The 12,569-nt window shown below is 64.8% G+C and carries 13 protein-coding genes; 12 read left to right on the forward strand and 1 reads right to left on the reverse strand.

Annotated features, from left to right (window positions below; all coding sequences use genetic code 11):
• The first annotated feature begins 24 nt into the window (after nucleotides 1-24).
• The 8 genes from BXA07_RS03060 (at nucleotide 25) to BXA07_RS03095 (ending at nucleotide 7,480) form a co-directional block, all read left to right on the forward strand.
• The gene (locus BXA07_RS03060) at nucleotides 25-522 is read left to right on the forward strand and encodes a rhodanese-like domain-containing protein (RefSeq protein WP_076565431.1); all 498 of its coding nucleotides are present in this window, start codon (nucleotides 25-27) and stop codon (nucleotides 520-522) included.
• A gap of 19 nt (nucleotides 523-541) precedes the next feature.
• A complete protein-coding gene (epsC, locus tag BXA07_RS03065) occupies nucleotides 542-1,528 on the forward strand; it encodes a serine O-acetyltransferase EpsC (RefSeq protein WP_076565433.1) in 987 nt (328 codons plus the stop codon).
• 7 nt (nucleotides 1,529-1,535) lie between these two features.
• Nucleotides 1,536-1,760 carry a helix-turn-helix domain-containing protein gene (locus BXA07_RS03070; RefSeq protein WP_051959649.1) on the forward strand — a complete coding sequence of 75 codons (225 nt, stop codon included), beginning with the start codon at nucleotides 1,536-1,538 and terminating at the stop codon, nucleotides 1,758-1,760.
• 102 nt (nucleotides 1,761-1,862) lie between these two features.
• Nucleotides 1,863-2,792 (forward strand): family 2A encapsulin nanocompartment shell protein, encoded by a 930-nt coding sequence (locus BXA07_RS03075; RefSeq protein ID WP_076565434.1) that lies wholly within the window; start codon nucleotides 1,863-1,865, stop codon nucleotides 2,790-2,792.
• Nucleotides 2,767-4,569: a family 2A encapsulin nanocompartment cargo protein cysteine desulfurase gene (locus BXA07_RS03080; RefSeq protein ID WP_076565436.1), complete on the forward strand. Its 1,803-nt coding sequence runs from the start codon at nucleotides 2,767-2,769 to the stop codon at nucleotides 4,567-4,569. The genes BXA07_RS03075 and BXA07_RS03080 overlap by 26 nt, the downstream gene beginning before the upstream one ends.
• 172 nt (nucleotides 4,570-4,741) lie before the next feature.
• A complete protein-coding gene (locus tag BXA07_RS03085; protein ID WP_076565437.1) occupies nucleotides 4,742-5,461 on the forward strand; it encodes a sensor histidine kinase in 720 nt (239 codons plus the stop codon).
• A gap of 11 nt (nucleotides 5,462-5,472) precedes the next feature.
• Nucleotides 5,473-7,200 (forward strand): response regulator, encoded by a 1,728-nt coding sequence (locus tag BXA07_RS03090; protein WP_076565439.1) that lies wholly within the window; start codon nucleotides 5,473-5,475, stop codon nucleotides 7,198-7,200.
• A gap of 64 nt (nucleotides 7,201-7,264) precedes the next feature.
• Nucleotides 7,265-7,480 carry a hypothetical protein gene (locus BXA07_RS03095; protein WP_076565694.1) on the forward strand — a complete coding sequence of 72 codons (216 nt, stop codon included), beginning with the start codon at nucleotides 7,265-7,267 and terminating at the stop codon, nucleotides 7,478-7,480.
• A gap of 22 nt (nucleotides 7,481-7,502) precedes the next feature.
• On the opposite strand, the gene BXA07_RS03100 is transcribed toward BXA07_RS03095, so the two are convergent.
• The gene (locus BXA07_RS03100) at nucleotides 7,503-8,207 is read right to left on the reverse strand and encodes a PhaM family polyhydroxyalkanoate granule multifunctional regulatory protein (protein WP_076565440.1); all 705 of its coding nucleotides are present in this window, start codon (nucleotides 8,205-8,207) and stop codon (nucleotides 7,503-7,505) included.
• Nucleotides 8,208-8,356: 149 nt separating this feature from the next.
• Here BXA07_RS03100 and BXA07_RS03105 point away from each other — a divergent pair, with 149 nt between their 5' ends.
• From BXA07_RS03105 to BXA07_RS03120, 4 genes are all read left to right on the forward strand, one after another.
• Nucleotides 8,357-9,469, forward strand: coding sequence for a DUF3108 domain-containing protein (locus tag BXA07_RS03105; RefSeq protein ID WP_139335409.1), 1,113 nt, complete (start codon nucleotides 8,357-8,359; stop codon nucleotides 9,467-9,469).
• On the forward strand, nucleotides 9,470-10,237 hold the full coding sequence (locus BXA07_RS03110) for a DUF3108 domain-containing protein (RefSeq protein ID WP_076565442.1): 768 nt from the start codon (nucleotides 9,470-9,472) through the stop codon (nucleotides 10,235-10,237).
• A gap of 224 nt (nucleotides 10,238-10,461) precedes the next feature.
• Entirely contained in the window at nucleotides 10,462-11,832 is a 1,371-nt protein-coding gene (locus tag BXA07_RS03115) for a hypothetical protein (protein ID WP_139335410.1), read from the forward strand.
• Nucleotides 11,825-12,562 (forward strand): hypothetical protein, encoded by a 738-nt coding sequence (locus BXA07_RS03120; protein ID WP_076565445.1) that lies wholly within the window; start codon nucleotides 11,825-11,827, stop codon nucleotides 12,560-12,562. The genes BXA07_RS03115 and BXA07_RS03120 overlap by 8 nt, the downstream gene beginning before the upstream one ends.
• The last annotated feature ends 7 nt before the right edge of the window (nucleotides 12,563-12,569 follow it).

Below are 12,569 nucleotides of genomic sequence, written 5' to 3' on the forward strand. Positions count from 1 at the left end.
ACGACGAAATAAAGAGGTGGACGGATGGCTGCTGCAGAACTGATTTTCGACCCCCGCGCCGCGCATGGCGAGGCGGCCTTTGACGAAGTACTCCATCTCGCGCGCGCCCAGGCGCAGGCGCAGGGCTTGCCGTATGCGGGCGTCGTCAGCGCGCAGGATGCGTGGCAGCTGGTGCAGGCCGGCAAAGCCGTGCTGGTCGACGTGCGCACCAACGAGGAACGCACCTTCGTCGGCTACGTGCCGCACTCGCTGCACGTGGCCTGGGCCACCGGCACGGCCATGCACCGCAACCCCCGTTTTACCCGCGAACTGGAAGCGAAGGCGGGCGGCAAGGAGGCCGTCGTGGTGCTGCTGTGCCGCAGCGGCAAGCGCTCGGCGCTGGCCGCCGAAGCGGCGGCCAAGGCAGGTTTTTCCAGCGTCTTCAATATCGCACAGGGCTTCGAGGGCGACCTTGACGCACATCAGCAGCGTGGCCACAGCGGCGGCTGGCGCTGGCATGCGCTGCCCTGGCTGCAAGACTAATCCACCCTTCAGGACCACCATGAACCAGCGAGCCTTGCCTCCCATCTCCCATGGCGCCCAGCCGCAGTGGGAACTGCGCCAGATCGTCGATGAATTGCGCGCCGTGCGCGAGCGCTGGCGCGAAGGTTTGATGAGCAGCCGGGAGTGCGGCGCGCGCGAATTTCCGTCGCGCCAGCACTTGCGCGACATCGTCGACGCCCTGTGCGCGGCCCTGTTTCCCATGCGCCTGGGACCGCTCGACCTGCAGCAGGAGAGCGAGGATTTTTTTGTCGGCCACACGCTCGACACGACCTTGACAAGCCTGCACGAACAGGTGCGGCGCGAACTCAGTTACCATGCGCGCCAGCACGGCTTGCAGCAGACGGTGCCCGTGGAACAGCAGGCGCTGGCCATCGTGCAGCGCTTTGCCCGTGCGCTGCCGCGCATCCGCGCCCAGCTCGACACGGACGTGGCGGCCGCCTTCCATGGCGACCCGGCCGCGCACAGCGTCGATGAAGTGCTGCTGTGCTATCCGGGCATCCTGGCCATCATCCATTACCGCCTGGCGCACGCGCTGTATGCGCTGGGCGCGCCGCTGGTGGCGCGCATCATCGCCGAAGTGGCCCATTCGCAGACGGGCGTCGACATCCACCCGGGCGCCGTCATCGGCAGCAGCTTTTTCATCGACCATGGCACGGGCGTGGTGATCGGCGAGACGGCCATCCTCGGCGAGCGCGTGCGCATTTATCAAGCCGTCACCCTGGGCGCCAAGCGCTTTCCCGCCGGCTTTGATGGCGTGCTGAAAAAGGGACTGGCGCGCCACCCCATCGTGCAGGACGACGTGGTCATCTATGCGGGTGCGACGATCCTGGGACGGGTGACTATCGGCCAGGGTTCCGTCATCGGCGGCAACGTCTGGCTGACCCGTAACGTGGCGCCCGGCAGCCATATCACGCAAGCGCACAACCAGCAGGAAGCGCCGGAGTTGCCGGCCCCATCCCACCCCGCCTTTGCCCACCACCGATGAGGACAGCATGTTGATCAAACAGTTTGGACTGGCCGTGCGCCAGTTGCGCGAAGGGCGTGGCTGGTCGCAGGAACGGCTGGCCGAAGCGGCCGACTTGAACCGCTCGTTCATCGGCGAAATCGAACGGGGCGCCGCCACGCCGTCGCTGCTGACGGTGGAAAAACTGGCCATCGCCCTGGGTGTCGGCCTGGCGGGATTGATGGCCCGCTGCGAGCCGGAGCTGGTGGATTAATGCCGGCCTGGTGGCGATAGCATGTTGAGCAAATGAGAGGGGCGCCCGATACTTTATTTGTTTTTCAGATAAGCATATTCACTTTTCTCATCAGGAGTAGTCATGGCAGAAGTAACAGAGAGCCAGTTCGCGCTGGGCGACAATGCCGCGCGCCAGCTGGCCAATGCAAGCAAGAGCGTCCCCCAGCTGTCCACGATCACGCCGCGCTGGCTGGTGCACCTGCTGCAGTGGCTGCCCGTGGAAGCGGGTATCTACCGCCTGAACCGGGTGAAAAATCCGAAGGACGTGCGCGTGGCCTGCTCGCAGCGCGACGAATCGGAACTGCCACAAACCTTCGTCGACTACGACGAGCAGCCGCGCGAGTATTTCCTCAACGCCGTCAGCACGGTGCTCGACGTGCACACGCGCGTGTCGGACCTGTACAGCAGCCCGCACGACCAGATCAAGGAGCAGCTGCGCCTGACCATCGAGACGATCAAGGAGCGCCAGGAAAGTGAATTGATCAACAATCCCGACTACGGCCTGCTGGCCAGCGTGCACGACGACCAGCGCATCTTTACCCTGACGGGCGCGCCTACGCCGGACGACCTCGACGAGCTGCTGACGAAAGTGTGGAAGGAACCGGGCTTCTTCCTCGCCCATCCGCTGGCCATTGCCGCCTTTGGCCGCGAATGCACGCGCCGCGGCGTGCCGCCGCCCACCGTCAGCCTGTTCGGCTCCCAGTTTTTGACGTGGCGCGGCGTGCCGCTGGTGCCGTCCGATAAGCTGCCTATCGAGGACGGCAAGACGAAGATCATTTTGCTGCGCGCGGGCGAGCAGCGGCAGGGCGTGATCGGCCTGTTCCAGCCTGGCCTGGCGGGCGAGCAAAGCCCGGGCCTGTCCGTGCGCTTCATGGGCATCAACCGCCACGCGATTTCGTCCTACCTGATTTCGCTGTATTGCTCGCTGGCCGTGCTGACCGACGATGCGCTGGCCGTACTGGAAGACGTGGAGATCGGTAAATACCATGACTACCCAGACACCTACAAGTGATGGCGCGGCGGCCTTGCCCGCCGTCCCGTTTCTGCCTGACGAAGCGACCCTGAACCGTTTGGCCGGCGAATTCTTTGCCCGTTTGCCGGGCTTGGATAAATCCCCCAGCCTCGGCGGCTCCGGCAGCGTGCTCGATGCGGCGCCCCGCTACGCGAACCGTGCGCCGCCGCAGCCCGGCCCCTCGTTCGCCGCCATCGCCCCCGGCGTGGCGACGGCGCAAGTACCGCCCCTGACGGCGCCACTGGAAGCACCGGTTGCGCCGGCGCCCGCCTCCGTGCCGACGCCGCGCTTGTCGGCGATCAATGCGCCCGCTGCGCCATCGCCGTATTATTTTATCGGTGGCGCGCATGGCTATCCCGCGTCGAACGGCAAGCTCGATGGCCTGGCGCAGCAGGGGCTGGGGCAGGCGGCCCCCGATGATTCAAGAGGGCTGTTTGCCACGCCGCGGCAGGCGCCCGCGCGCCAGCTGCCCGTGACGCCGTCAACCGGCCAGCCCGCGTTCTATTTCCAGACCGGGCTGCCCTCGGCGACGCAGCCGGGCCAACATCAGGCGCCGGCGCCGTTCGACGTGCACGCCGTGCGGCGCGACTTTCCCGTGCTGGCAGAACGCGTCAACGGCAAGCCGCTGGCCTGGTTCGACAATGCGGCCACCACGCACAAGCCGCAGGCGGTGATCGACCGCATCGCATATTTTTATGCGCACGAGAATTCGAACATCCACCGCGCCGCGCACGCGCTGGCGGCGCGCGCCAGCGACGCCTATGAAGCGGCACGCGCCAAGGTGGCGCAGTTCCTGGGCGCCGCCTCGGCCAATGAGATCATCTTCGTGCGCGGCGCCACGGAAGGCATCAACCTGGTCGCCAACACGTTCGGGCGCAAGTACATCGGCAGCGGCGACGAGATCATCGTCTCGCAGCTCGAACACCACGCCAATATCGTGCCGTGGCAGCAGCTGGCGGCGGAAAAGGGCGCGACCCTGCGCGTGATTCCCGTCGACGACAGCGGCCAGATCCTCCTCGACGAGTTCCGCAAGCTGCTCAACGGACGCACGAAACTGGTATCGGTGACGCAGGTATCGAATGCGCTGGGCACGGTGACGCCCGTGGCGCAGATCATCGCGCTGGCGCATGCGGCCGGCGTGCGCGTGCTGGTCGACGGTGCGCAAGCCGTGTCGCACCTGCGCGTGGACGTGCAGGCGCTCGGTGCGGACTTCTACGTGTTCTCGGGGCACAAGGTGTTCGGCCCGACGGGCATCGGCGCCGTGTATGGCAAGGCGGACTTGCTGGAACAATTGCCGCCATGGCAGGGCGGCGGCAACATGATCGCCGACGTCACGTTCGAGCGCACCGTCTACCAGGGCGTGCCGAACCGTTTCGAGGCCGGCACGGGCAATATCGCCGATGCCGTGGGCCTGGGCGCGGCCATCGATTACGTAGCAAGCATCGGCCTGGAAAACATCGCCGCCTACGAGCATGCGCTGCTCGACTACGCCACGCACCAGCTGCAAGCGATTGCCGGCGTGCGCCTGATCGGCACGGCGCCGGACAAGGCCAGCGTGGCCTCGTTCGTGCTGGCCGGCTACGCGCCGGCGGAAGTGGGGCGCGCGCTGAACGACGAGGGCATCGCCGTGCGCTCGGGCCACCACTGCGCCCAGCCGATCTTGCGCCGCTTCGGCGTGGAAGCGACCGTGCGGCCATCGTTCGCCTTCTACAACACGTATGAGGAAATCGACCGCATGATCGCCGTGGTGCGCCGCCTGGCGGGCGCGCGCCGCTGACGTTGTCGCTTTGTTATGTTGATGCCGTCCCGGCGCCAGCGGGGGCGGCATTGTTGCGTCATATCACGGACTTTGCGCGCGGCTGGCAGGCGGTCGCGGGCTGGCGGTATAATTTATCCTTGGCAATATTCAAGCCGCGGCGCCGTGCCGCCGGCGCCCGAGGAGATATCCGGTGGAAGATCAACACAACTCGCCCGAGCTTTTCCTTTTCCTGGCGTCGACCGTGCACGACATGAAAAACTCGATCAGCGTCGTCAGCGGCACCCTGGAATCGCTGCTGGCGGCCGAGCAGACGAAGGACGCCCGGCCGGCCGACCCCGCCTACCTGCAGATGGCGCAGATGCTGTACCAGACCAAGCGCCTGAACGATAACCTGATCCAGCTGCTGGCCCTGTACAAGGAAGTGGGCAAGCCCGGCTACCCCTTCGACGTGCAGCCGCAGCTGATGAGCCAGGTGATCGACCAGGTGGTGGACCAGGAAAAGATCCTGCTCGCCTCGAAGGGTATTCGCCTGGAAACGGCCTGCCCGCCGGAGCTGATCTGGACCCTCGATGAAGACCTCGTCATCGGCGTGCTCGCGCATGCCATCAACAACGCCATCCGCTACACGAAAGACACGATACGCCTGTCCGTGCGGGAGGTAGAGGGCATGCTGGAGCTGCGCGTGGAAGACAATGGCGACGGCTATACGCAGGCCTTGCTCGACGCGGGCAGCGCGGCCATGGACGGCATGGCGGCCGGCGTGAATTTTTCCACCAACAGCACGGGCCTGGGCCTGTATTTTTCCAGCGAAGTGGCAAAGATGCACAAGCACCGGGGCAGCAGCGGCAGCATCGCCCTGGCCAACGGCGGCGCCCTGGGCGGCGGCTGTTTCATCCTGCGCCTGCCCTGAGCGAGAACGCCATGACCGACAGCCACGCCACTGCCGCCGAAGCGGGCAGCACCGACTGGGCCGACAAGCATTACCTGCTGGTCGACGACTTCATCGGCATCCGCATCCTGCTGCGCGAATCGCTGCGCAACCTGGGCGCGCGCCATATCGACCAGGCGGCCAGCGGCGGCGAAGCCATGAAGCTGCTGGCCAAGACGCGCTACGACGTGGTGCTGTGCGACTACAACCTGGGTGAAGGCAAGAACGGCCAGCAGGTGCTGGAAGAGACGCGCGTGCGCAACCTGACGGCGCCGTCGAGCGTGTGGCTGATGGTGTCGGCCGAAAAAAGCGTGGAATCGGTGATGGGCGCGGCCGAACACCAACCCGACGCCTACCTGATCAAGCCCATCACGGAAGGCGTGCTGCTGACGCGCCTGAACCGCGTGTGGCACAAGAAGCAGGTATTCCGCGAAATCGACCAGGCCTGCATGGAAAAGGATTATCTGCGCGCGGCCAAATTGTGCGATGCGCAGATCGAGCTCAACAAGCTGCACGAGCTGGAACTGCTGCGCATGAAAGCCAGTTTGCTGCTGAAGAGCGGCGAGCCGGAAAAAGCCCGCGCCGTGTACGAAAAAGTGCTGGCCGAGCGCGATTACAGCTGGGCCAGGGCGGGCCTGGGCAAGATCCGCATGAATAACGGCGAGCACGAGGCGGCGCGGCAGATCTTCCAGGGCGTCATCGTCGAAAACAAGTATTACATCGACGCCTACGACCAGATGGCCGTCGCCTACCAGCTGATGGGCCAGCACGAGGAAGCGTGCGGCGTGCTGGAAAAGGCGGCGCGGCTGTCGCCCAATTCCGTGCCGCGCCAGCGCAACCTGGGCCTCGCCGCCTTAAAAATAGGCAATATCAGCATGGCGGAAAAGGCCTTCCGCAAATGCGTGTCCATCGGCGAGTTTTCCGTCATGAAGACGCCGGACGCCTACCTGGGCCTGGCGCGCGTGTGCGGCCTGAAAAAGGATGCCAAGGAAGCCTTGCAATGGCTGCTGCTGGCGCAGCGCGAATTCTCGCCCGAGCAGATCGGCTTGCGGGCGAAGATCACGGAAGGCATGGTGCACCACGAAACGGGCGACTACCGGCGCGCGCGCAAGTGCGGCGACGAACTGGAAGCCATGCTGCTGGAAGACCCGGCGCGGCCCGAGAAGGCCATCTGCATGGAGCTGGCGACCCTGCTGTTCGCCGTCGGCGTCAAGGATGCGCCGGCCGGCCTGCTGTGCTACGTGGTGAAGAACAACCACGACAACCAGGTGGTGCAGGACGAGGTGCAAAAGATTTTCGACAAGGCCAAGATGGGCGACGAGGGCACGAGCCTGATCATCGCCTCGCGCAAGGAAGCGTCGGACCTGATGAACAAGGGCGTGCTGCTGTGGAAGACGGACAAGCTCAACGAAGCGGTGGCCTGGATGCGCACGGCGCGCGAAAAGCTGCCGAACAACCTGCGCATCCTGTTCAATTCCGCGCAAATCATCGTTTCCTTCCTGGAACAGCGCGGCTACCAGGCGGACCTGGCGGCCGAAGCCATGGAAGTGTTGTTGTATGTAGACAAAATTGCACCAGGGCAGCAGCGCTTCGCCCAGTTGATGGAGCAACTGCTGCAATTGACGCCGCCGCCTGTGCCCGAAGGGGCGGCCGTGGCCGTGGAAAAGGCGGGGGCCGAGCCTGAAAAACCCGCAAAACCGGTGCGCGAACGCGGCGGATGATAAACTAGGGGTCAGCGTGGGCGCGCCTGCGCTTGAGTTGCTTTACAACAATAAGGAAGAAAATATGCGTGATGTGGTCAATGAAGTGTACAAAAAAATGAAAGTCGGCGCCGTTGCATGGGTACGCCCGGTCGCCGCCAAGGGAGACACGCTGGAAACATTCCAGACTTCGTACGAGCACGCCAAGGCGCTGGCCGACGAAGGCTTGATCACGATCGGTGACGTTAAACGCCAGGCCGACAACATGATCGAGGCGATCCGCATTCATCGTATCGCCTGATCATATCGCTGCCACGGGAACGTCAGGCCTTGCCTGCCGTCCTGGCTTTGGGCGCCGCGCGTTTCGCGGGCGCCTTGCGCACCGGGGCCTTGGCCTTGGCTGCCGTGCCTGCTTCGGCAGGTTTGGCCGGCTTGCCGGTCGCTGGCCTGGCGTTGACGCCGCCGAAACTGACCGCCGCCGCATCGGGCGACATTGCCGTCGACACTGCCTGTTTGAACTGATCTTGTAACAAATTCCACCAAGCACTTGGATTGGCCAGCTGGGCCGCCGCATGGCTGGCCGCGTCGCCGGGCGCCGCTGCCGCAGGCTCCGCTGCAGGAGCCGGAGCGGGCGCCGGTTCAGGGGCTGCCGGCGCTGGTGTTGCTTGTTGGAAAAATGCGGAAGCGTAAGGCACGGATTCGAACAGCGGCTTGTCGCTGGCGCCCGGCTGGGTGATGGCCGCCGCCAGCGAGGCGCCCATCGATTTCAGGGTGGCGATGGTGCCGCGCTGCACTTCCAGCGCCTGGATACTGCCGCGCAGCATGCTCGTATTGAGGTTCAGCCACGCTTCGACGGCTTTCAAGTCGCTGATTTTCTTGTCCAGCTCTTCCACCGACATGGTGGGCGCCGTGATGCCGGGCACGCCCATGCCGGGCACGCTCATGCTGCCCCACAGGTTTTTGACGAAGTCGAGCGTATCGGTCACGACTGCTGCGCCCGGAATGTGGGACATTTGCGGATTTGCCATGCGAAATCTCCTGATAGGTGGATGTTCCTAGCGTAGCAGATATCAGCTTGCAACTGACGCAAAGTCGCCAACATTTTCTTACATAAAACATCAAGAGTTGAGCGCGGGCAAGAAGCGGAAATACGGGCGAAAGCGGTACACTAGCGGCCATGATGCCCGCTTCCTTCCTTTCGCCACCGCGCCGCCGCACCGTTGTCATTGTCGCGGTGATAGGCGCGCTGCATTACATGGCGCTGGAATGGCTCACCTCGCATGCGGACATGGCGCCGCTGCGGCAGGACCGCTCGCAGGTGGTCAGCATGGCCCTGATCGCCGAGCCACCGAAGCCGGTGCCGGTGGTGCCGCCACCGCCGCCGCCCAAGCTGCGGCCCTTGCCCGAGCCCCGCTTGCCGCCACCGCCGCCGCCGCTGCCATCGAGCGTGACGGCCCAGCTGACGGCGCCCGCCAGCGACGTGGCGGAAGGGCCGGTCACGCCTGCGGCGCCGGCATCCGACGCGCCGGTCATCACGGCGCCCGCAGCGGCCGTGGTGGAGGTGCCGGCGCCGCCCAGCCTGCCGCCACCGGCGCCTGAGCAGGCGCGGCACTACAAGACCAACGTGCCCGCGTCGGCCCAGTTCGACCTGCACGTGGACCGGCGCGACGCGGACGGCACCAAATGGCAGGGCGTGGCCGCTATGGCGTGGGAAAACCGGGGCGAGAGCTACCGTCTGACGCTGGAAGTGGGCTTGAGCATGCTGATCACGCGCATCAACCTGCTGGTGCTGACCAGCGAAGGCCAGATCGACGGCACGGGCATCGTGCCCGTCACGGCCACGGAAAAACGCAAGGGCCGCGCGCAAACGGCCACGCATTTCAACCGCGATGCCAGGGCCATCACGTTTTCGGCCACGACGGCGACGGCGCCATGGCAGGAGGGGGCGCAGGACAAGGCCACGGTGCCGTTCCAGCTGGCCGCCATCGGCCGCGCCGACGTCAACCAGCTGGCGGGCAATATCGACATCCTCGTCGGCGAGGAAAAGGAAGCGACCGTGTTCCGCTTCCAGCTGGTGGGCGAGGAAGAACTGGACACCAAGATGGGCCGGCTGGTGACCTGGCATCTGCGCCGGCCGCCGAAGCCCGGCACGTATTCCTCGCAGCTCGATATCTGGCTGGCGCCGTCCATGCAGTGGTATCCGGTACAAATACGCAATACCGAGGCGAGCGGGGCATTGACCACGCAAACCGTGACCAATATTCGCGTCAATGACGCTACAGGAAAATAAATGACGACTTTGATTTTGATTAAACGCGTACTGGCTGCCAGCCTGCTGGCCGCCACCCTCGGTCCCGCCATGGCGGCCAACGAGCCGGTCGAGCATCCCGCCATCAAGCGCCCGTACAAGCTGGTGCCATCGGCCGACCTTGTCTACTCGATCAAGGCCAGGCAGCGCGGCATCGGCCTGTCCGGCGAATCCGTCAGCAACTGGCGCGTGGGCGACGGCAAGTATTCGCTGCTGGCCGAAACCAGGGCGGCCCTGTTCGGCAAGATCCTCGAGCAGCGCAGCGAAGGCACGGTCGACGACTACGGCCTGGCGCCGGCGCAGTTCGTGGAAAAGCGCTTCCGCAAGGATGCCGTGACGACCACCTTCAAGCGCGACAGCAAGACCATCGTCTTTGGCGAAGGCGATGAAAGCTATCCGCTGAAAGGCGGCGAACAGGACCGCAACAGCGCCGTCTGGCAACTGGCCAGCGTGGCGCGCGCCGCGCCCGGGAAATTCGTCCCCGGCTCGGAATGGGCGTTTTTTGTCGCCGGCGCGCATGATGCCGAACCGTGGACCTTCAAGGTCGTCAAGGAAGAGACCGTGTCCACGGGCCTGGGCGACGTGGCCGCCATCCACCTGGTCAAGGCGCCGCCGCCGGACAAGAAGGGCCAGCAAGTGGACCTGTGGCTGGCGCCGTCGCTGGAATGGTATCCCGTCAAGGTGACATTCGCCGATGCGGACGGTGGCGATTACGTCGAGCAAACCTTGCAGAAGATCGTCAAGAAGTAAGTGTTCACTGATGGTTCAGGGCCAGGCATGCCATGTTTGGCCCCCCATTTCATCATCCTGGTCCGCTACCGTGCGCCGGTCGTGTTGCGCCGTGTCCGCACCGCCCCCTCCCACGCGCTAAATTGCATGTCAGAACTGATATACTGACGCCCCCGTCCCGCAGCGCCGCTTTGGCCCGCTGCGCCGCCCGCTGAACACTCATCCGGAAAAGAATGATTGATATAATGGCAAGTGCAGCCGTGGCTGCGGATGCAAATCAGACAGAGCAAGAGCATCACGATTCCTTGCAGGCGCATTTCCAGCCGAATATTTCGGCCGACGAGATCGAGCAGGTTTTCCATTTGAAGCGGGCGCAGCCCTTGCTGCAAGTGTTCACGGCCCTGTTCCACGGCGGTTTCGACGGCGTGCTGGTGCGTCTGCTGGTGTTGCGCGAACTGGCGTCCGATGCGGCCACGTCCGCCTACACGCGCGCCGACATCAACACCAAGCTCGCTTATTTGTTACCGGAAAGCCTGGAAACGGTCTTGCTGCGCCTGCGTTCGAACCAGCTGCTGGCCTGGGATGCGCAGCAGGGCGTGTACCGCGTCACGCCCATGGCGCGCAATGTGCTGTCCGCCATCGACAGCCTGCTGGGCCTGGGCCAGACGGAAGACGAGGCCGAAATGGGCTTTTTGCTGTCGCAGGTGGCGGGCGCGCAAGCCGTCGGCGGCGTATCCGTAGAACAATTGCAACATCTGCTGGGCCGCCTGGTGGACTTGACGGAAGAATTTTCCGACGCGATCGCTTCCGGTTCCGAATTCCGGCTGCGCACGGCGCAGGCGAAGTGGAACATGGCTTGCGACTGGGTGGAAAAGGGTTCCGAGATCCTCGTGGCCATCACGTCCGATGAAAACGCGGACAGCGCCACGCACAAGGCGGCGCAGGCGATCGGCCGCGCGCAAAGTAAATTGTTGAACATGCAAGGCATGTTTTCGCGCGCCCTGAACCAGATCGAGCGCCAGCGCGTGCACCTGGGCCAGTCGGGCCTGTCGACCACCGACATCAAGCGCTGGCTGCTGCTGCACGACGACCTGGCCAGCCTGGCCGAAGGCGCCATCGACCAGCCCGTCGTGCCCCTGTTCTCCACGCCGGCCGAGATGATCGACGTGGCGGAAACGGAACTGCTGTCCGAACGGGCGGCAGGCGTCATCAACACGGGCCTGCCCAGCGGCGAGGATGCGCCCACCACCATCAGCGACGGTCCCGCCATGCAGCTTGAACTTGATGACTTGCTCGAACGCCTGTCGAACTTTGCCAGCCTGGGCAATTTCCCCAGCATCGGCGAAGAAGGACCGAAATCGGTACCCGTGCAGGATTCGCTGCTGCCGGCCAGCTTTGCCGTGGCGTCCTACCGCGCCTCGATGCTGCCGCTGCTGGGCGACGTATCCGAAGCGAGCCTGCAAGGCTCGACGGCCGAACTGGCCCGTTTGCCCATCACCTTTACACCGACCGATGAGATGGTCCAGCTGACCGACCCCCACGTGGCGGCCATGTCGATCGCCTCGCTTTCACTGAATGTTTCACTTGATTTAGATAGCGGCACAGCCGATGAATGACGATTCCCAAATCCTGATTGCGCGCCTGCTCACGCATCAAACCCTGCGCCGCGACGACAAGCTCGTCAAGCGCGTGCTGTCCGACGAGCTGTTCCGCGCCGAGATCGATGCGCGCCTGCTGGCCTGCGGCCTGAAGCTGCTCGACAACGTCTACGCCGACCATGTCACGCTGGCCCTGACGCGCACCATCGAGCCGAAGATCTTCGGCGCACGCGACGTGTGGCAAAACAACAACTTCGGCCTGGCCCGCGATGGCGTGGCCCTGCTGGTGGTGCTGTGGGCGCAGATCATCCTGCCCAAGCGCGAACGCCAGGAAACGCACCAGCATGCGGACGACGATCAAAATGATATGTTCGGCACGGAAAAGCCGCTGCCGCGCGCGGAAGACGCGTCGATGGGCATTTCCTACAAGGCGCTGCTGTCCGATTTCGGCGACAAGCTGGGCAAGAAGACGCGCATGGACATGAACCTGGGCACCCTGGCCAAGCTGGGCTTCATCGAGCGGCGCGGCGACGTGCTGCTGGAAGGCCCGCTGCTCGACCTGATGATGGATACCGACGTGCTCAAGGAGCGCATCATCAACGGCGCCCTGGCCGATGTCTTCAAGCGCGCGCCGGCACGCCTGGTCGTCGTCGGCGGCGACCCGCTGCTCGACGCGGAAGTGGAAGCCGACCTGTCCGCCGATGTACCTGACGCGGGCGACGAGCCTGCGTCCGACCTCCCTCACTGAAAGCGCC

It is taken from the genome of Janthinobacterium sp. TND4EL3 (assembly GCF_900156175.1).
Lineage (GTDB): Bacteria > Pseudomonadota > Gammaproteobacteria > Burkholderiales > Burkholderiaceae_D > Janthinobacterium.